This is a genomic window from Enterobacter cloacae complex sp. S2 (assembly GCF_015159675.1).
GTDB classification, from domain to species: Bacteria; Pseudomonadota; Gammaproteobacteria; order Enterobacterales; family Enterobacteriaceae; genus Enterobacter; species Enterobacter intestinihominis.
Genome location: NZ_JADDTS010000028.1, coordinates 44255 through 63465 on the forward strand (window position 1 = coordinate 44255; position 19211 = coordinate 63465).

20 protein-coding genes are annotated in these 19211 nt (G+C 54.9%); 7 read left to right on the plus strand and 13 right to left on the minus strand.

Going from position 1 to position 19211, the window contains the following annotated elements:
- Window positions 1-52 precede the first annotated feature (52 nt).
- The 5 genes from pgpB (at window position 53) to yciH (ending at window position 3701) form a co-directional block, all read left to right on the plus strand.
- Window positions 53-820: a phosphatidylglycerophosphatase B gene (gene pgpB / locus IPZ49_RS14065; RefSeq protein WP_003856815.1), complete on the plus strand. Its 768-nt coding sequence runs from the start codon at window positions 53-55 to the stop codon at window positions 818-820.
- 148 nt (window positions 821-968) lie between these two features.
- Window positions 969-1277, plus strand: coding sequence for a LapA family protein (locus IPZ49_RS14070; protein WP_003856817.1), 309 nt, complete (start codon window positions 969-971; stop codon window positions 1275-1277).
- A 6-nt stretch (window positions 1278-1283) separates the two neighbouring features.
- The gene (lapB, locus tag IPZ49_RS14075; RefSeq protein ID WP_049134440.1) at window positions 1284-2453 is read left to right on the plus strand and encodes a lipopolysaccharide assembly protein LapB; all 1170 of its coding nucleotides are present in this window, start codon (window positions 1284-1286) and stop codon (window positions 2451-2453) included.
- A gap of 184 nt (window positions 2454-2637) precedes the next feature.
- On the plus strand, window positions 2638-3375 hold the full coding sequence (gene pyrF / locus IPZ49_RS14080; RefSeq protein WP_049134436.1) for an orotidine-5'-phosphate decarboxylase: 738 nt from the start codon (window positions 2638-2640) through the stop codon (window positions 3373-3375).
- On the plus strand, window positions 3375-3701 hold the full coding sequence (gene yciH / locus IPZ49_RS14085; protein ID WP_003856822.1) for a stress response translation initiation inhibitor YciH: 327 nt from the start codon (window positions 3375-3377) through the stop codon (window positions 3699-3701). The genes pyrF and yciH overlap by 1 nt, the downstream gene beginning before the upstream one ends.
- A gap of 104 nt (window positions 3702-3805) precedes the next feature.
- On the opposite strand, the gene osmB is transcribed toward yciH, so the two are convergent.
- From osmB to IPZ49_RS14100, 3 genes are all read right to left on the minus strand, one after another.
- Entirely contained in the window at window positions 3806-4024 is a 219-nt protein-coding gene (gene osmB / locus IPZ49_RS14090; RefSeq protein WP_017384212.1) for an osmotically-inducible lipoprotein OsmB, read from the minus strand.
- 262 nt (window positions 4025-4286) lie between these two features.
- Window positions 4287-5039, minus strand: coding sequence for a DNA-binding transcriptional regulator YciT (locus tag IPZ49_RS14095; protein ID WP_023296713.1), 753 nt, complete (start codon window positions 5037-5039; stop codon window positions 4287-4289).
- Between the two features lie 37 nt (window positions 5040-5076).
- Window positions 5077-5259, minus strand: a complete 183-nt coding sequence (locus IPZ49_RS14100) for a hypothetical protein (RefSeq protein ID WP_003856825.1) — start codon at window positions 5257-5259, stop codon at window positions 5077-5079.
- Window positions 5260-5450: 191 nt separating this feature from the next.
- Here IPZ49_RS14100 and IPZ49_RS14105 point away from each other — a divergent pair, with 191 nt between their 5' ends.
- Window positions 5451-6320, plus strand: coding sequence for a crotonase/enoyl-CoA hydratase family protein (locus IPZ49_RS14105; protein WP_058688676.1), 870 nt, complete (start codon window positions 5451-5453; stop codon window positions 6318-6320).
- On the opposite strand, the gene pdeR is transcribed toward IPZ49_RS14105, so the two are convergent.
- The 5 genes from pdeR to IPZ49_RS14130 all read right to left on the minus strand — a co-directional run bounded on the left by pdeR (window position 6317) and on the right by IPZ49_RS14130 (window position 13134).
- Complete coding sequence (gene pdeR, locus IPZ49_RS14110) at window positions 6317-8308, minus strand: cyclic di-GMP phosphodiesterase (RefSeq protein ID WP_048229985.1); 1992 nt, start codon at window positions 8306-8308, stop codon at window positions 6317-6319. The genes IPZ49_RS14105 and pdeR overlap by 4 nt on opposite strands.
- Window positions 8309-8512: 204 nt before the next feature.
- Window positions 8513-10447 (minus strand): exoribonuclease II, encoded by a 1935-nt coding sequence (locus IPZ49_RS14115; protein WP_032671608.1) that lies wholly within the window; start codon window positions 10445-10447, stop codon window positions 8513-8515.
- Window positions 10448-10535: 88 nt separating this feature from the next.
- Window positions 10536-11522, minus strand: a complete 987-nt coding sequence (locus tag IPZ49_RS14120; RefSeq protein ID WP_015570393.1) for a hypothetical protein — start codon at window positions 11520-11522, stop codon at window positions 10536-10538.
- 152 nt (window positions 11523-11674) lie between these two features.
- On the minus strand, window positions 11675-12463 hold the full coding sequence (gene fabI / locus IPZ49_RS14125) for an enoyl-ACP reductase FabI (RefSeq protein ID WP_003856831.1): 789 nt from the start codon (window positions 12461-12463) through the stop codon (window positions 11675-11677).
- Between the two features lie 269 nt (window positions 12464-12732).
- Window positions 12733-13134 carry a RidA family protein gene (locus tag IPZ49_RS14130; protein ID WP_058688677.1) on the minus strand — a complete coding sequence of 134 codons (402 nt, stop codon included), beginning with the start codon at window positions 13132-13134 and terminating at the stop codon, window positions 12733-12735.
- Window positions 13135-13266: 132 nt separating this feature from the next.
- On the opposite strand from IPZ49_RS14130, the gene IPZ49_RS14135 reads away from it, so the two are divergent.
- Complete coding sequence (locus tag IPZ49_RS14135) at window positions 13267-13857, plus strand: TetR/AcrR family transcriptional regulator (RefSeq protein ID WP_039270623.1); 591 nt, start codon at window positions 13267-13269, stop codon at window positions 13855-13857.
- Here IPZ49_RS14135 and sapF read toward each other — a convergent pair.
- Genes sapF through sapA form a run of 5 tightly spaced genes read right to left on the minus strand, consistent with a single transcriptional unit; the run spans window position 13854 to window position 19133 of the window.
- Window positions 13854-14660 (minus strand): putrescine export ABC transporter ATP-binding protein SapF, encoded by an 807-nt coding sequence (gene sapF / locus IPZ49_RS14140; RefSeq protein WP_003856838.1) that lies wholly within the window; start codon window positions 14658-14660, stop codon window positions 13854-13856. The genes IPZ49_RS14135 and sapF overlap by 4 nt on opposite strands.
- Window position 14661: 1 nt before the next feature.
- The gene (sapD, locus tag IPZ49_RS14145; RefSeq protein WP_003856840.1) at window positions 14662-15654 is read right to left on the minus strand and encodes a putrescine export ABC transporter ATP-binding protein SapD; all 993 of its coding nucleotides are present in this window, start codon (window positions 15652-15654) and stop codon (window positions 14662-14664) included.
- A complete protein-coding gene (gene sapC, locus IPZ49_RS14150) occupies window positions 15654-16544 on the minus strand; it encodes a putrescine export ABC transporter permease SapC (RefSeq protein WP_058688678.1) in 891 nt (296 codons plus the stop codon). Before sapC ends, sapD begins: the two co-directional genes overlap by 1 nt.
- Complete coding sequence (sapB, locus tag IPZ49_RS14155; RefSeq protein WP_017383081.1) at window positions 16531-17496, minus strand: putrescine export ABC transporter permease SapB; 966 nt, start codon at window positions 17494-17496, stop codon at window positions 16531-16533. Before sapB ends, sapC begins: the two co-directional genes overlap by 14 nt.
- Window positions 17493-19133 (minus strand): ABC transporter substrate-binding protein SapA, encoded by a 1641-nt coding sequence (gene sapA / locus IPZ49_RS14160; RefSeq protein WP_017383082.1) that lies wholly within the window; start codon window positions 19131-19133, stop codon window positions 17493-17495. The genes sapB and sapA overlap by 4 nt, the downstream gene beginning before the upstream one ends.
- Window positions 19134-19211 lie beyond the last annotated feature (78 nt).

Below are 19211 nucleotides of genomic sequence, written 5' to 3' on the forward strand. Positions count from 1 at the left end.
AGAATGATGAAATTCAGTTATGATTGTGGTGCTTAGTGAAAAAGGAGAGGACATGCTTTCAATTGCCAGACGAACGGCCGCAGGAGCCGCCGTATTGCTCGTTATACCCCTGGTCGTTTGGTTCTCCGGCTGGATGTGGCAGCCCGGACAAAACGAGACGTGGCTGAAAGCCTTATACTGGATAACCGAGACGGTCACCCAGCCGTGGGGGATTATTACGCACGTGCTGCTCTGTGGTTGGTTCCTGTGGTGCCTGCGCTTTCGCCTTCGCGCGGCGCTGGTACTGTTCGCTATTCTCGGCGGCGCCATACTTATCGGGCAAGGGGTGAAGTCGTGGGTCAAGGATCGTGTGCAGGAACCCCGTCCTTTCGTCGTCTGGCTGGAAAAAACGCATCATGTTCCGGTGGATGAGTTCTACAATTTAAAGCGTAAAGATCGCGGTGCGTTGGTAAAGGAGCAGCTTGCAGAACAGCAGGATATCCCGACCTTTTTACGCAAACACTGGCAAAAAGAGACCGGCTTTGCGTTTCCTTCCGGGCATACGATGTTTGCTGCCAGCTGGGCGCTACTTGGCGTGGGACTGCTGTGGCCGCGTCGGCGTACCCTCACGATTGCGATTTTGCTGGTCTGGGCGACAGGCGTAATGGGCAGCCGGATGCTGCTGGGGATGCACTGGCCGCGTGATTTGGTGGTGGCAACGCTGATCTCGTGGGTACTGGTGACGCTGGCGACCTGGCTTGCACAACGTTTTTGTGGACCATTGACGCCGCCGCCGGAAGAGAAGGAAGAAATAGCCGAAAGGGAGTCTGGCGGAACCTGAAGGTTGATATTCCGCATTTTGACCATAAATCCATGTAGGGCGCGTTACTTTTTCCATTTCGCGCCCGCCACTAAAATGGTAGCTTATAAGGCTGATTGCAGTGAGTTGAACACGCTTTATACGCTCGAACCACATAACGGGAAGTCATGTGAAATATTTACTCATTTTCTTACTGGTGTTGGCGATTTTTGTCATTTCAGTCACATTGGGCGCGCAAAACGATCAACAGGTAAGTTTTAACTATCTGCTGGCGCAGGGCGAGTACCGGGTGTCGAGCCTGCTGGCGGTGTTATTCGCGGCGGGTTTTGTCATCGGCTGGCTTGTATGCGGCCTGTTCTGGCTCAAGGTTCGTGTTTCTCTTGTTCGCGCTGAACGTAAAATTAAACGACTTGAACATCAACTTACGCCTGCGTCTGACATTCCGGCGAGCTCTGGTGTGCCGGTAGTCAAGGAATAATCGAATATGCTGGAGTTGTTGTTTCTGCTTTTGCCTGTCGCCGCAGCCTATGGCTGGTATATGGGCCGCAGAAGCGCGCAACAAACAAAACAGGATGAAGCAAACCGACTCTCCCGTGACTACGTAGCGGGGGTGAACTTCCTGCTGAGCAATCAGCAGGACAAAGCGGTGGATCTGTTCCTCGACATGCTTAAAGAGGATACCGGCACCGTTGAGGCGCATCTCACCCTGGGAAACCTGTTCCGCTCGCGCGGAGAGGTTGACCGTGCCATTCGTATCCACCAGACCCTGATGGAAAGCGCTTCGTTGACCTATGAGCAACGGTTGCTGGCCGTGCAGCAACTTGGGCGGGATTACATGGCTGCGGGGCTTTACGATCGCGCCGAGGATATGTTCTCTCAGTTGGTGGATGAGACGGACTTCCGTATCGGTGCGCTTCAGCAGCTTCTGCAAATCTATCAGGCCACCAGCGACTGGCAAAAAGCGATTGATACCGCCGAACGGCTGGTCAAACTCGGTAAAGACAAACAACGCGTCGAAATTGCCCACTTCTATTGCGAGCTGGCTCTCCAGCAGATGGGTAGCGATGACATGGATAAAGCCATGGCATTGTTAAAGAAAGGCGCTGCGGCCGATCGCAACAGCGCGCGCATCTCGATCATGATGGGGCGGGTCTTTATGGCTAACGGTGATTACGCCAGAGCCGTGGAGAGCCTGCTTCGCGTTATCGATCAGGACAAAGAGCTGGTCAGCGAAACGCTGGAAATGCTGCAAACCTGCTATCAGCAGTTAGGTAAGCAGGACGAGTGGGTTGCGTTTCTGCGTCGCTGCGTTGAAGAAAACACCGGTGCCACAGCCGAACTGATGCTGTCAGATGTCGTCGAAGAGCACGAAGGGAGTGATACCGCCCAGGTATACATTACCCGTCAGTTGCAGCGTCATCCTACCATGCGGGTATTCCATAAGCTGATGGATTACCACCTTAATGACGCAGAAGAAGGGCGCGCTAAAGAGAGCCTGATGGTGCTGCGAGACATGGTGGGTGAACAGGTGCGAAGCAAACCGCGCTATCGCTGCCAGAAATGCGGTTTCACCGCCTATTCGCTTTACTGGCATTGCCCTTCCTGCCGGGCGTGGTCCACCATTAAGCCAATCCGAGGTCTGGACGGGCAGTGATTTTTTAAAACGCCTCATTTTAGTTACAACATACTAATGGTTACAGTGATTTCGTCAGCACCGAGCGGTCTGGGGTTCGGCAGGAAAAGCATTCGATTCTGTTCATTTACCCCGAGGGCAGGTAGAATGCACGCCGTTTATCTGTTCCGCGCCGCTGCGCGCCCATAGACGAAAAGGGCTGGTCATGACGTCTGTTACATCCTCCACTTCCCGCGTAGTTACCGATTCTCCCGTAGTTGTCGCTCTGGATTACAATAACCGTGACGCCGCACTGGCCTTTGTTGATGGCATTGATCCCCGCGATTGCCGTCTGAAAGTAGGCAAAGAGATGTTTACGCTGTTCGGCCCGTCAATCGTCCGCGATCTGCACCAGCGTGGCTTCGACGTTTTCCTCGACCTGAAATTCCACGATATTCCAAATACCACTGCGCACGCCGTTGCTGCGGCGGCTGAACTGGGTGTGTGGATGGTTAACGTTCATGCATCCGGCGGGGCACGTATGATGACGGCTGCGCGCGAAGCGCTGGTGCCGTTTGGCAATGACGCTCCGCTTCTGATCGCCGTCACCGTGCTGACCAGTATGGATGAATCCGACCTGCTCGACCTGGGTGTGACATTGTCACCTGCCGAACACGCGGAGCGTCTGGCGCGCCTCACGCAACAGTGTGGTCTCGATGGCGTGGTCTGTTCGGCTCAGGAGGCGGTTCGCTTCAAATCTGTGCTAGGCCGCGACTTTAAACTGGTAACGCCAGGTATCCGTCCGGCAGGCACCGAGTCTGGGGATCAGCGACGCATCATGACGCCAGAGCAGGCGCTGAGCGCGGGTGTAGACTATATGGTGATTGGTCGCCCGGTGACGCAATCCGCTCATCCGGCAGAGACCCTGAAAGCGATTAATGCATCACTGAAAAAGGGGGCATAATGCGTGACGCCAACAGTCGTCTGGTCTATTCAACGGATACCGGGCGCATTGAAGAGCCAAAAGAGAAAGCTGAACGTCCAAAAGGCGATGGTATCGTGCGAATTCAGCGCCAGACCAGCGGCAGGAAAGGTAAAGGGGTTTGCCTTGTCACTGGCATTGATCTGGATGATGCAGACCTGGTAAAGCTCGCCGCTGAACTTAAAAAGAAGTGCGGATGCGGTGGGGCAGTAAAAGACGGCATTATTGAGATTCAGGGTGATAAACGGGATTTAATTAAAACGCTGCTGGAAGCCAAAGGAATGAAAGTTAAACTGGCGGGCGGCTAAAATAAATGAGCCACGGACATTGCCGTGGCTCTTTTTTTAACGTGCGTAAGTCAGACCTGAAAATACAAAATATATTATTATACCGGTGAGAGCCGTTATGGTGATTATTTGCCCACCTGGTGACCGATAACACCACCTACGGCAGCACCACCCAATGTACCCAGCGTACTACCATCCGTTAATACTGCACCACCAAGCGCACCAGCACCGGCACCAATCGCGGTGTTACGGTCACGTTTAGACCAGTTAGAGCAAGCGCTCAGGGACATTGCTACAGTGATTGCCAGAACAGCGGCGGCTAATTTTTTGCTGGTAAAGGTCATAATACTTTCTCCTGAATTATCGATTCACGGAAAGGAATGCACTTTAAGTATAGACAATATCCATACTTAAATTCTGTTCCCGTGAAAGCTGGTCGCGCAGGTGTTTCATCATCACGCAGGTGATAGTCACTTCCTGTTATATCGCTAATATTAATTTTACGTGTTTAGAACGGTTTCAACAGGTAAAAACTCTTAAAGGCAGGGTCAGAATACTCTCAGAGAAAGGTTTAAGTGCGCCCATTATTCGGGCGCAGCAGGATAATCAGGCCGTTTTTTTCACAATATCGACAGTCAGGCCGTCTTGTTCTAATTGCTGGCGATATTCATCGCGCAAACGCTCATCCGTGATCACGCGGCTGAAGCGCGAAGCCGGACCCATCGTATAAGGGTGTACGGCGCCAAACTTAGAGCTGTCGGTCAGCACTATCGCTTCACACTCTTTGGCGAGTACTGCGTTAACCACGTCTGAACGCATCATGTCGCGACCAGTAAAGCCGGTGTCGGGCTGCCAGCCGTCAATACCAATGAATGCTTTACTGAAGTGAACCTGCTGAACATATTGACGCGTTAATGGCCCCACCATGCTTTCGCTTTTCTTCTGGTAAATGCCGCCCAGCAGTATCACCTCGCACTGAGTTTCCTTCAACAGATGGGCGATATAGCTGCTTACGGTGATGATGGTAACGTCTTTTTGATCGGCGAGCGTGCGCGCCAGAAGGGCGTTACTGCTGCCATTTTCAATAAAGACGGTCTCACCGCTATTCACTAAGGATGCAGCAAACTCCGCCAGCTCCCGCTTGAGCGCATAATTGTTCATCATGCGGGTTTCGACGTCGTCGCTGTCCAGTGGAACGGCATAACCGTGCGCACGCCGCAGGTAGCTCTGTTTTTCCAGCAGATTCAGATCCTGACGAATGGTGACTTCAGAAACGCCGGTGGCTTTAGCGAGATCGACCACGCTTACGCGTCCCTGATCGATCACCATCTGCAAAATGATTTGTTGTCGGGAATTCATAGCATCCATTTAAAAGGCAAGGGCGGAAACGACGTGGCTACACTTCCCACGGGGCTTTAGGTTGAGTGGATTCTGGAGCGTTATCAGCGCCGTTCTCAGCCAGCAGTTCAGACTTGAGGATTTCAAGGTTACGGATAGCAGAGTGATAATCGCCTGCGACAAGAATATCCAGCACAGTATCAATACGCTGTGCCACGGCTGTTGCATCAATGTTAGACATAAGCTCACCCTGAAGCGAAAAGTTAATATTATCAATGATGCAGAAAATTGATTCAAAAGAGAAGGTAAAAAATGCAATAACCAAAGTTCATAAATGAAAGTGATAAATTTGGCCCCCGTATGCTGCGGGTTGTAGGGGTGGATTAGTCTAAAACTGCGCGCAACGCGCTTTTTTATAAGAGGAATTCGACTATGACAGTTATCAACCAGACAACCTGCACATTGTTTACTGATGCTGAACGATTCACTCAACTGGCGGCTTATTATGAGGCCGAACGGCGTACGGTGTGGATGATGTTACGTGCCACGCCACGGCCTTGCTTCAATCATGCGCTGATCGAGGAGATCATGAATCTCTCCTGGCTGGTTCGAGAGTCCGGATTTGTCGTTGATTTTTGGGTCACCGGATCGCTGGTCCCCGACATCTACAATACCGGCGGTGATTTACAGTTCTTCGTTGAGTGCATCAAAAACAATCGACGCGAAGCGTTACGCGCCTATGCCCGGGCCTGTGTGGACTGCGTTCATGCCGCCTCGCGAGGGTTTGATACCGGTGCTGTCACGCTGGCTATGGTGGAAGGAAGCGCGTTAGGGGGCGGGTTTGAAGCCGCGCTGGCGCATCATTTCATTCTGGCCCAGCGCGATGCCCGATTAGGCTTTCCGGAAATCGCGTTCAATCTGTTCCCGGGCATGGGCGGCTATTCACTCGTGGCGCGTCGCGCCGGCATGAAAATGGCGGAGGCGCTGATCTACAAAGGTGAGACGCATACGGCGGAATGGTATGAGCAGTATGGTCTTGTGGATCTCTTATTCGAGCCGTTACAGAGCTATGTTTCGGTGCGGACGTTTATCGACACGCTACAGCCGAAGCTCAACGGCGTAAGGGCCATGCTGCGTGCACGTACGCGCGTGCTGCCACTTCCGCGAAGCGAGCTGATGGACATTACCGAGGATTGGGTTGATGCCGCCTTCTGCCTTGAACCGAAGGATATCGCCTACATGGAGCGGCTGGTTATGCTGCAAAATCGCCATCAGGCGACGGGCTTACGCAAAGCCAGCTAACGGACATTTCTGGCCTGATAGCGCTTTAGCCATCGCTCGAATGCGGCAGCGGGCATGGGCTTAGCAAAAAGATAACCCTGCCGTTCGTTGACGCCATTCTTCGTCAGAAAGGCGTCTTCTTTTGCACTTTCCACCCCTTCAGCAATGACCTGCAAATTTAACGCCTGCGCCACGGCGACTATCGCACGCACCAGCGACTGTGAAATAGACTGCTTATGAATGTCCCGCACGAAAGACTGGTCAAGCTTAATGGCATCGATAGGGAAGCGCGCCAGCTGCGACAGGGAAGAGTACCCCGTACCAAAGTCATCCAGGTGAATTTGCGCTCCCAGGCGGCTAAACTGCTGGATCACTGACAGGGCCAGCTCTTCATTTTCAATGAGACAGCTTTCGGTCAATTCCACGTCAATCGGGCAGTATTCAAAATTCAGGTCTTTCAGCGCCTGCTTCAGGTCGCTGAAGATGGTCTGGTCCGCCAGCTGACGGGCGGAGACGTTGACCGCGACGCGAAGGTTGATCCCCTTGTCGCGCCATTTTGCCACCTGGCGCACCACATCAAGCATAACCCAGCGGCCCAGGGGCACAATCAGCCCTGACTCCTCAGCATAGGAGATAAACTCCATCGGCGGGATCAGGCCACGCTCTGGGGACTGCCAGCGCACCAGCGCCTCCAGACTTCTGACTTCGCCGCGCCAGGTTATTTTGGGCTGGTAGTGGATTAACAGCTGATCGTTATCCAGCGCTTTACGCAGGTTGGTATCCAGCCACAGGTATTCAAATACGCGCTGGTTCATCTCTGGCGAGAAGACGCAGAATTTGCCCCGGCCATTTTCTTTGGCGGTGTACATGGCGGTGTCGGCATTACGAATGACGCTTTCGCGATCGTTACCGTGCTGGGGCGCAAGCGCGATGCCCAGCGAGCAGCCGGTGTAAACCTCTATCAGCCCGATGCGGAAAGGCTGACGAAGTCGGGTCAGTATGCGCGATGCCATGGCTTCCAGCGCGCCCTGCGAGGTATCGGTGGCTAGCACGATAAATTCATCCCCACCCAGGCGCGCCAGGGTTTGTCCTTCGTCCAGGCAGCTCAGGATCGCCAGCGCAACGGCCTGTAGCAGCTGGTCGCCAAACATATGCCCATAGGCATCGTTCACTTTTTTAAAGTTATCCAGATCGAGATAAACCACGCCTACCTGGGTGTCACCCCGAGCGGTGATGGCATCAGAGATCAGCTCATGGATGGCGTTTCGGTTAGGCAAACCGGTAATCGTATCCGTATTGGCGAGTACGCGCAGGCGCTCCTGGGCCCGACGCTCTTCGGTTATATCGGTACCTGAACAGATGAGGAAGATTTCATTTTTCCCGCTGCCGCTGTGAACAAATTTATTTCTGAAGAGAAACAGGCGCTGCCCTTTGCGGGTCTTGATCCAGCGTTCAACTTCGTACGAGCTGCCGTTACGAAAAAAACCGGTGATGTTGCGTTTGGAGGCCGCGGCTTCGCTACGGCTCATAAACAGTTTGAACACGTTTTGCCCGATAACTTCCTGTTCCTTCAGGCCCGTATATTCTTCACTTAAACGGTTGAAGCGCTGAATATTCCCGTTCTGGTCGAGGATCACAATCACGGAGTTAGCCTCGGAAACCACCTGTTCAGCGAAGGAGAGCCCCTGCGCCAGGTCGCGCGCCACGGAAGGGGTATCGTTCCAGGCTGATGCCGTTCCTGCCCACTCATTTTTGTTAATTTTACGGCCGACAAGATGAACGGGAACGTCCACACCGTACAAGGGCAGGGTCATGGCAATGCTGGAGGTTATCACGGTGAGCTGGCGGATCAGCGCGGCCTGCTCATCATCCAGCGCCACCACCTGAATGATGTCAGCGCTTTCACTGGCAGCAAGATGCAGAGCATTGCTGTCTGCTGTCAGTCGCCACCAGGGGCTATGCGTACCCATGTAACGAAACAGCAAATTCTGCTCCAGATCGTCCATCACGTTTTCTCCCGCGGCTGCTGAGTAGCGCACAAATTATTCATTTGCAGTCGACAATGACGGCTCTCTTTTACTGTAGATAATTCTGGCGAAATGTGGCGATGGGAAACAGAAAAGTGTGAGAAAAAACGATGATTTTGCGGGAGATAATACAGAAGAGAACTCCCGGCCACCCCTTAACGGAACGGCCGGAAGTTTACGCGGTTATCAGGCGACAGGGCGCGCGATAATACTGCGGGTTTCCATGCGCACTTCAGCGATGGTGACATCAATCACGTCAGTGACCTTGTAAACCGTTTCGCCTTTAATTTGCACGGTCCCGTTTTCCTGGCTACAAACCAGTTCGTCGCGAACGGCATGCAGGAACGGGGCAGGAATAAAGGCAACGGCGCCATTATCCACCAGACGAACGCGCATACCGCCGCGGCTGATGTCAATGATTTCAGCCGGGAAACGGGTGTCAGTCCCTGCCTTATCATTCAGGAAGCGCGCGTATAACCAGTCGCCGACATCACGCTCCGCCATACGGTTGAGACGGCGACGTTCTGCCATCTGCAACGTCGTATCATCCTGTGGGCGGGCAACAGATTCCCCTTTGATGATCGCTTTCAGCAGACGATGGTTAACCATGTCGCCGTACTTACGGATCGGGGAGGTCCAGGTCGCGTAAGCCTCAAGGCCAAGGCCGAAGTGCGGGCCTGGCTCGGTGCTGATTTCCGCAAAGGACTGGAAGCGGCGAATACGGCTGTCAAGGAACCCTGAAGGCTGCGCGTCCAGCTCGCGGCGCAGTTTGCAGAAACCTTGCAGGGTCAGCACTTCCTCAGGATCGACGTGTACGTCATGGGTTTTCAGCAGGGCAGCCAGCGCTTCGGTGTTCGCTGGATCAAACCCGGTGTGCACGTTGTAAATGCCAAAGCCTAATTTGTCGCGCAGCACGCGGGCGGCACAAATGTTGGCGGATATCATCGCTTCTTCAACGATGCGGTTGGCAATACGGCGCGGCTCAGCGACGATATTCAGCACTTCACCTTTTTCACCCAGCACAAAACGGTAGTCCGGACGATCTTTGAAGACCAGCGCGTGAGTTTGACGCCATTCGCTGCGGCTCAGGCAGACGCGGTGCAGCAGACGAATTTGTGCGGCAATGTTGTCGGACTCGGGTTTCCAGCTGCCCGTGTTCTCCAGCCAGTCGGACACGTCGTCATAGGCCAGCTTGGCTTTGGATTCGATGGTGGCGGCGAAGAATTCAATATCTTCTTCAATGGTACCGTCAGCCGCAATGGTCATCCGACAGGCCAGCACCGGACGTACTTTGTGCGCACGCAGCGAGCAAAGATCGTCAGAGAGTTCACGCGGCAACATCGGAATGTTAAAGCCCGGCAGGTAGTTGGTGAACGAGCGCACTTTGGCCATCTCGTCCAGCTTGCTGCCTTCGACAATCCATGCGGTAGGGTCGGCAATTGCGACGGTCAGATGCAGTTTGCCATCGGCTGTCTCTTCGGCATACAGCGCATCGTCCATATCCTCGGTGCTGGCGCTGTCGATGGTGACAAAGTCCAGTGCCGTCAGATCGCGACGTTCCAGACCTTCGTCCTGCATTTCAGTCGCCACGCCATCAGGCGCTTCTTTTTCGAGGTTGTGGCGCGCCAGCGTCACCCACCATGGGACGAAATGGTCGTCGCCGAAGGTAATGTATTGGGTAAGCTCGGCGTAGAAACCGCGATCGCCTTTTAAAGGATGACGGCGCATCTCAGCAACCGCCCAGTCACCCTCAACAAAATCATGCTCAACGCCACGCGCGGCGCGGCACGGAATAGCATCTTTCAGGAGAGGATGGTCCGGCACGACAGAAAGACGATCGTCTTTTTTATGCACTTTCCCGACAAAGCGGGTCAGGAAAGGTTCGATCAGTGCTTCCGGCTCGGCAGACTCTCGTTCCTTTTCGGTATGAATAACGGCCGAAATGCGGTCGCCATGCATCACTTTCTTCATCTGAGGAGGCGGAATGAAGTAGCTCTTCTGCCCGTCAACTTCAAGAAAGCCAAAGCCCTTTTCCGTGGCTTTTACGACCCCTTCTGCACGCGGCGTCTGGGAATGCAGTTGCTGTTTAAGCTGCGCTAGCAGCGGGTTGTCCTGAAACATAATGTTCTATTTTCGTAGCCATTGAGCGGCTGACAGTTTTACGCGAATCTCACTGCTACAGCAAGCGCTCTTTAGGTAAAGAGTATGGTTATTCCTCTTTGCCGAGCGCCACGCGCAGACGGTCCAGCCAGCCATAAAATGCATCTCGGGTAAGCAGGTTGATGGCCTTCTCTGGCGAGAGACCTGACCCGGTCAGGGGCGTTAACTGGGCGGCGCTAAAGCGATCCGGAGAGGCGACAAGCAGCGCACGAGCGGCTGAGAGCATCGAAGACGCGGGGCCTTCACTTCGCGGATGGTTAAGCAGAATTTCGCCCGTCAGATCAAGCAGCATCGGCTCATGACACAGCACAGGAGTAAGCGCTTCAAGCGCCGGTTCCGCCTGCCAGCGTGAGAGCGCCTCAAGCTGAAGCGCACTGGCATATTTTAGCTCAACCGCGGGTAGCGTGGCGGTCCATCTGCTGAAGCTGACCGGCAGCGTATGGGGCTGAATGTGATGCCCGGGCAGCCAGCGTACCGGATGGCCAAGCAATGCCTGAAATACCGCGACCACTCGCGCCTGAAAACCGACAAAGCCGATGATCTGGTTGATAAGCACAATGTCATACGTTGTGAGTCCAACCTCATCAAGCTGGTTTTGGGCTTTATCATCGATGACATCGGGTGAGCTGGCTAACTGGCGGGCATACTGGGTAATTTCTGCAAGGCGTCGATTGCTTTCCCGGGAGGAGTCCGGCCCCGGAAGAGGGGCGAGCAGAGCAGCGTAGTGGTTACAGAGCCGCTGAACGCCACACGCCTGGGCAACCGTTAATGCCGTGCTCAGCCTGTCGTAGGCGCTGAGCGTATGCAGACGGTTCACGGGAGTATCAAGTGGGAACAAAAGATGACACAGGGTTCGGGCAGGCGTAAGCCAACCAGCACAGCTTGCGAGAATGTCATCGGGCAGGGCTAGATCGAGCAAAAAACGGTCGTCGACGTTAGCGGCTTCGGGCACCAGCGGCAGAACGTCCGTCTGCGAATGATTCGACTGGGTTTCATGATACCAGTGGCCTTTGCCGGAAAAACGGCGTTGTTCCATGGGCGTTCCTTGATCTCAAAATGGCGATCAATATCCTGGCGTAAGGCGGATGAGGGGAAAAATATTGTTAGGTGATAACAAATAGCTGAACGGAATAACGATGGGCGGGGCGGGAGGAAACTCTCTTCCCTGGCGGGAAGAGAGTGACAAGCTTATTTGATTTCCAGCTCATTCATTGCAGCGATGTTGAAGCCGCCGTCAACGTGAACCACTTCGCCGGAGATGCCCGCGGAAAGGTCAGAGCACAGGAATGCCGCAGAGTTACCCACATCTTCGATGGTAACGGTACGACGAATCGGGGTAACCGCTTCGCAGTGTGCCAGCATTTTACGGAAATCTTTGATACCGGAAGCGGCCAGGGTTCGGATTGGACCCGCAGAAATAGCGTTAACACGCACGCCTTCAGGACCCATCGCGTTCGCCATGTAGCGCACGTTGGCTTCCAGAGACGCTTTCGCCAGACCCATAACGTTGTAGTTAGGGATAGCACGTTCTGCGCCGAGGTAGGACAGAGTCAGCAGGGCTGCGCCCGGGTTCAGCATCGCGCGGCAGGATTTTGCCATTGCAACGAAGCTGTAGGAGCTGATGTCGTGGGCGATTTTGAAGCCATCACGGGTAACCGCGTTCACGTAGTCGCCGTCCAGCTGGTCGCCAGGAGCGAAGCCGATGGAGTGAACAAAACCGTCGAATTTCGGCCATGCTTTTGCCAGTTCAGCAAACATGCCATCAATGCTTTCGTCTTGTGCAACGTCACATTCCAGAACAATGCTGGAACCCAGCTGCGCGGCAAATTCTTCAACACGGCCTTTCAGCTTGTCGTTCTGGTAGGTGAACGCCAGCTCAGCGCCTTCGCGATGCATTGCCTGTGCGATGCCGTATGCGATGGACAGTTTGCTGGCAACGCCAGTCACCAGAATGCGCTTACCGGAAAGAAAACCCATAGCTTTAATCCTTATATTCATTGCTTATTTTGCCTTGTAATTCATAGCGTTACAGGCAGTATTTCAAAATCATTCGAAATTAGCTCGAAATTATAGCCCACTCACAGCCCCTTGTGTCACGATATTTCTCGCTCCTGCGCCGTGAATGGGCTCACGGAAGAGGTCGAACTGTCTCTTCATCAGGCTGTTTCGTGTGTATCCCAGCAGTATATCACCGCACGCGGGGTTCGCCTCATCCAACCAGAGACTGCCCGGAGCACAGCCGGATCTTAATTCGCTGACGAGGGGATCCTGGCGATAACCTTAATTTCGAAATCAAAACCCGCAAGCCAGTTAACGCCTATTGCTGTCCAGTTTGGGTAAGGAGCGTGCGGAAATGCCAGTTTTTTCGCCTCCATGATGACGGGAAACTGGTTTTCAGGATCGGTATGAAACGTCGTGACATCAATCAGATCGTCAAAAGTACATCCTGCGGCTGCCAGAGTCGCCCGTAAATTATCGAACGCCAGCTGCACCTGAGCGGGGAAGTCGGGTTCAGGTGTGCCATCGCTGCGGCTGCCAACCTGACCGGAAACAAATAACAGATCGCCAGAGCGGATTGCAGCTGAATAGCCATGCTCTTCATAGAGGGCATGGCGATTAGTCGGGAAGACGGGATCACGTGGATGCATGGCTTTTCCTTTTCTGTCAGGGGTATTGTTGTGGTTGCGCAGTAGAAGTAACATACGCGATGTATGTCAAAAATGTAAGCCACATACGCCGCGTATGTCAAATTATAATTACCGCTTAATGAAGGAAGTCCCATGGTTACAAAACGTCGCGCTGAAACGGCCCAGGAAAATCGCGAGAAAATGATTCGGGCGGCGCGGAAGGCATTTGCTGAAAAAGGCTATGCCGCAGCGTCAATGGATGAACTCACGGCAAGCGTGGGGTTAACACGCGGCGCGCTATATCATAATTTCAACGACAAGAAGGGATTACTGGCGGCGGTGGTCGCGCAGATAGACAGCGAAATGGCAGCAAACGCAAAAGCGATTGCCGCCGCCGCCGAAGATGACTGGGAGCGACTGCTGGCGGAGGGCATCGCCTATATCAAAATGGCGCTCGTTCCGGAAGTTCAGCGTATCGTCCTCCTTGACGGCCCGGCTGTTCTGGGCGACCCGGCGCAATGGCCCAGCCAGAACAGCTGCCTTGAGTCGACCCGTCAGACCATCGAAAAAATGATGGAGTGCAACGTAATCAAAAAGATGGATGCCAGAGTCGCAGCCCATCTGCTGAATGGCGCTGCTCTGAATGCGGCTCTGCTGATTGCCGCGAGTGAAGAACCGCAGAAGACCCTCCCGCATGCCATAGAGGTGTTTACTCTGCTGGCAAGCGGGTTACGCAGCGGCTAACGATCTTTACGCCACGCGTCCGCCGTCAACGCTTCACCAAAGTGTCCGGCAATCAGGCGTTTCGTCAGGTCATGGAGCGGGGAGGCCAGTACGTCAGCGGTACTGCCGCGCTCGACAACTTCTCCCTGGTGCATCACCAGCACCTGGTCGCTGATGTGCTTCATCATGCCCAGGTGCTGAGTCACGTAAATATACGAGATCCCCTGCTTTTCCTGTAATTCCAGCATCAGGTTAATGAGCTGCGAACGCATCGACATATCCAGCGACGCCAGCGCTTCGTCGGCGATGATGACCTTCGGGCGCAGGATCAGCGCGCGGGCCAGACCGAGACGCTGTTTTTGGCCAGGGGCCAGCATGTGCGGGTAATAGCTGACATGGTCGGGCAGGAGGCCTACCAGACGCAGGGTTTCGACAATCCGTTTGCGACGCGCTTCCGGCTCCAGGTCGGTATTCAACCGCAGCGGGAAATCCAGGATCTGGGAAATACGCTGGCGCGGGTTCAGGGACGTCGACGGATCCTGAAAAATCATCCGGATGCGCTGACTGCGAAAAGAGTAGTCCCCAAATTCCAGAGGATGATCGTCAATCAGTATTTCACCGCCGCTCGGCTCGACCATACCCGCGAGCATTTTTGCCAGGGTCGATTTGCCCGAGCCGTTTTCACCGATAATCGCCAGCGTCTGCTTTTCGCGCAGCGTAAAGCTCAGGGGTTTAACAGCCTCGACGGTCTGACGGTGAAACAGGCCGGTGCGATAGCGAAAGGTCTTACTCAGGTTACGTACTTCCAGTAAGGTTTCGACCATTTCACTCTCTCTCCATGTTCAGCGGGAAATGACAGGCAAACAGATGATTTTTCGGCCCTGTCAGGCGCGGTGTTTCGATGCATTTGCGCTGAGCATACGGGCAACGCGGACCCAGACGGCAGCCAATGGGCAGCGATTCCAGCAGCGGTATCGCGCCAGGCAGCGTATTCAGACGGCTTTTGTGCGGCATCGCGCTGCCAAAGTCCGGGATCGCCCTGATCAGCGCCTGCGTGTAGGGATGATGCGGCGTCGTCACCAGGTCTTCGCTTGGCGCGGTTTCTACCGTCTGGCCGCAATACATTACGTCAATTTTATCCGCCCACTTGCTCAGCATTTGCAGGTCGTGGCTGATCAACAAAATGGTGGTGTTGTTATTCTGGTTCAGACGCGTGAGCAGGCGGAAAATCTGGGCCTGGGTGGTTGGCTCCATCGCGTTCGTTGGTTCGTCCGCAATCAGCAGACGCGGCTGATTCGCCAGGGCGATGGCAATCATCACTTTCTGGCATTCACCGTCGGTCAGTTCGTAGGGGAAACTGCGCATCGCGTCTTTATGGTCTTTGATCCCGACACGGTGCAACAGCTCAATGGCACGGCGTTTACGCCAGCCGAAACGCTGCCACCAGCGGCCTTTATAGGTCCACCCGGGGATGTTCTGCATCAGCTGTTTCCCGACGCGCTCGGACGGATCGAGACAGGATTGCGGCTCCTGGAAAATCATCGAGACGTTATGGCCCACCAGTTTACGGCGTTCGCGCGGGGAGAGACGCAACAGATCGATGTCGTCGAAGCGCATACGATCGGCGGTCACCCGCCAGTTGTCCTTCGCCACGCCGCAAATGGCCTTGGCGATCAGACTTTTCCCTGAACCCGATTCGCCCACCAGCCCGCGGATTTCGCCCTCTGCAAGCGTAATACTGATGCGATCCACGGCCTTGACCCAGCCTTCGCCCGTTTTAATTTCGATCGTGAGGTTGCGGATATCGAGTAACGGCATTATTGCACCCCCGCATTGATTGCGCGGCGGATCCCGTCGCCCAGCAGGTTAACGAGCAGCACGCTCACCATGATGGCCGCGCCCGGCAGCATGACCGTCCACGGCGCAACGTAAATCAGCTCCAGCGCATCGCCGAGCATGGCGCCCCATTCCGGGGAGGGGAGCTGCGCGCCAAGGTCCAGGAAGCCCAGCGCTGCGATATCCAGAATCGCCATCGACAGGGCGCGGGTGATCTCCGTCACCAGCCCGGCGGCAATGTTAGGCAGCACGGCAAACCACAAAATATTAAACGTGGTGGCGCCATCCAGGCGGGCGGCAACGACATACTCTTTCTCCAGCTCGTCGTGAACCAGGCTGTAAACCGAGCGCACCATGCGCGGCAGAATGGCCAGCCAGACGGCGAACATCGCATGGGTGAGGTGCGGCCCCGCGAAGGCCACGACGATAATCGCCAGCAGCAGCGAAGGAATAGAGAGCAGGGTATCAAGAATATGGTTAAGCACGGCCGACCGCAGCCCGTGGGTTGAGCCGGCAAAAATGCCCAGCGCCAGGCCGCAGATTGCGGCAGCCAGGGTGACCACGAACGCGCCGCCTACCGTCGGTGCGGCGCCGCTCAGCAAACGACTTAGCACGTCGCGTCCGAGATCGTCAGTCCCCAGGAAGAACGAAACCTCCCCGTAGCGCGACCACGACGGCGGTAAAAGCTGATAGCCAAGGAACTGCTGATCGATGCCATACGGTGCAAACCACGAACCCAAAACGCACAGCAACACGAGGCCAATGCAGCCGTAAAAGCCGATCATCGCCGTGGTGTCGCCGTAAAAATTACGCCACACGGTGCGTAGCGCACCGCGCGTGCGCTTTTCGCTGTAGACGTTATCGTAAGGCATACCATTCCTTATGCTTCAATGGGTTGGCCATGGCACCCAAGATATCGGAAATAACGTTAACAATAATGACCAGCGAGCCAATCACCATCACGCCGGCGGAGATCGCCGCGTAATCCTGCTGGCGAATGGCGTTGATCATCCAGCGCCCAAGGCCCGGCCAGCTGAAAACCATCTCGGTGATCATTGCCAGCGTCAGCATGGTTGAGAATTGCAGCCCAAGACGTGGGATTACGGGGGGCAACGCATTGTGCAGCACATGGCGACGTAAAATCGTCAGGCGAGACAGTCCGCGCGTGGCGGCGGCTTTCACATAGTTTTGATCGAAGACGTCGATAGTGCTGATGCGCATCAGGCGGATCACTTCGGTCGTCGGCGCGACGGCCAGCGTAAGCACCGGCAGCACCATGTGGCGCAGCGCACTCACGATCATTTCGTCGCGCCAGACTGAATCAGAAAGCCAGGCGTCAACGATGGCGAAGCCGCTAACCGTTTGCACGTTATACAGCAGGTCAAAACGGCCAGATACCGGCAGCCAGCCTAACGTCAGTGAGAAGAAGAGGGTAAGCAGCAGCGCCAGCCAGAAAACAGGGATGGAAAAGCCAATTAAGGCAAGCGCGCTAATAAATTTATCCTGCCATTTATTACGATAAATTCCCGCCAGCATTCCCACCGGGATCCCCACCATGAGGGCAAAGCCAAAGGCGAGTATACACAGCTCCATGGTGGCCGGGAAAACCACTTTCAGCTGTTCGGAGATGAGCTGTCCGTTGATGCTGGACACGCCAAAATCCCAGTGCAGCAGGCCATTAAACCAGAACAGCCAGGCGTCCCAGAGAGATGAGCCCTGAAGCGGGGCGTGCGGCGTAAAGTAGCTCAGGCTAAAGCCGACAAAGGTCAGGAAGAACAGGGTCACCAGCAGTAACAGCAGCCGACGCAAGGTAAATATAATCATGGTTTCTTCACCTCTTGTTCTTTCTCACGGGTCACGCCCGCGAAGGAGGCGTTACCAAACGGGCTGAGTACCAGCCCTTTAATATCGTAACGGTAGGCCTGGAGGCGCAGGGAAGAGGCAAGCGGCAACACGGGAAGTTCTCTGGCCAGAATATTTTGCGCTTCATCGTAGGCCTCAATGCGTGAGGCAAGCTGTTGAGACGCCAGCGCTTTTTGCAGCACGGCATCAAATTCCCGGTTACACCAGTGGGCGTAGTTGGTCTGGGAGTTGATTGCCGCACAGCTCAGCAGCGGACGGAAGAAGCTGTCCGGGTCGTTACTGTCGGTGGACCAGCCAGCCAGCGTTAAGTCGTGATTCATGTCCATCAGACGCGCCTCCTGGAAACGGCCTTCGACAGGCACGATGATCACCTTAACGCCCACCTGCGCCATATCAGCCTGCAACAGCTCAGCCGTTTTCAGCGGGCTGGGGTTCCACGCCTGAGAGCTGGTGGGCACCCACAGCTGTAGCGTCAGGTTTTCTGCCCCCAGCGCTTTAAGCTGTTCGCGCGCTTTCGCCGGATTATATTCCGTAATCTTCGCCTCGCCGTCATAGGCCCAGGAGGCGCGCGGAAGAATAGAGGCGGCGGTTTCCGCGGTACCGTAGTAAATCGACTGCATCAGACGCTGATTGTTGATCGCTAACGCCAGCGCATGGCGCACGGCCGGATTATTCAGCGGCGGCTTATCGGTGTTAAACGCCAGATAAGCGATGTTCATGCCCGGGCGCAGGGTCAGGCGCAGGCGTGGGTCGTCGCGCAAAATGGTCAACTGGCTGGCCGCAGGCCAGGCAAGCACGTCGCACTCGCCGGTCAGCAGTTTGGAGAGTCGGCCTGTTCCACCTGAACCCAGATCAACAATAACCTGCGGCATCAGCGGCTTGCCGCGCCAGAAACGATCGTGGCGTTGCAGGCGAATGTATTGTCCGGCGCGGTACTCTGCTAACTGGAACGGACCGGTGCCCACAGGCTCACGATCGAGACGTTCCTGACGATCCTTTTTCGTCAGCTGATCCGCGTATTCGGCTGACATGACCGAGGCGTAGTGCGTCGCCAGATGCCAGAGGAAGGAGGCATCCGGGCGATTCAGACGAAACTCAACCGTACGGTTATCCAGTTTGCGAACGCTTTTGACCGAGTCCGCGAATTGCAGACTGTCGAAATAGGGGAAGTTCCCGCCATTAACGTTATGCCACGGATGATTGCGGTTGAATATGCGCTGGAAGGTGAAAACCACGTCATCCGCGTTGAGCTTACGGGTTGGGGTAAACCACGGGGTGTGCTGAAATGCGACATCATCGCGTAGACGAAAGCGGTATGTGGCGCCGTTATCAAGCACTTCCCAACTTTCAGCAAGCTCCGGAACCAGCCGATAGGTATAAGGATCGACGTCGAGCAGGCGATCGTAGAGCTGTGCGGCCAGCGTATCGACAATCAGGCCGCTCCCCGCTTTTTGCGGATTAAAAATATCAACTTGCCCGCTGACGCAGTAGACGAAACCACTATCACGGATATCAGGAGGCACAGCGCGATCGGGCGCAGCAAAGGCCAGATTGCTGAACAAACCGAGTGCAAACAGGGACGATAAAACCAGGCGCATAGTTTTTAAGGTTTTTAGATTCGATCTGCAAAGTGTATCGCACTTACGCCTGCTTCGTAAAAATGTCTGGGGGTAAGT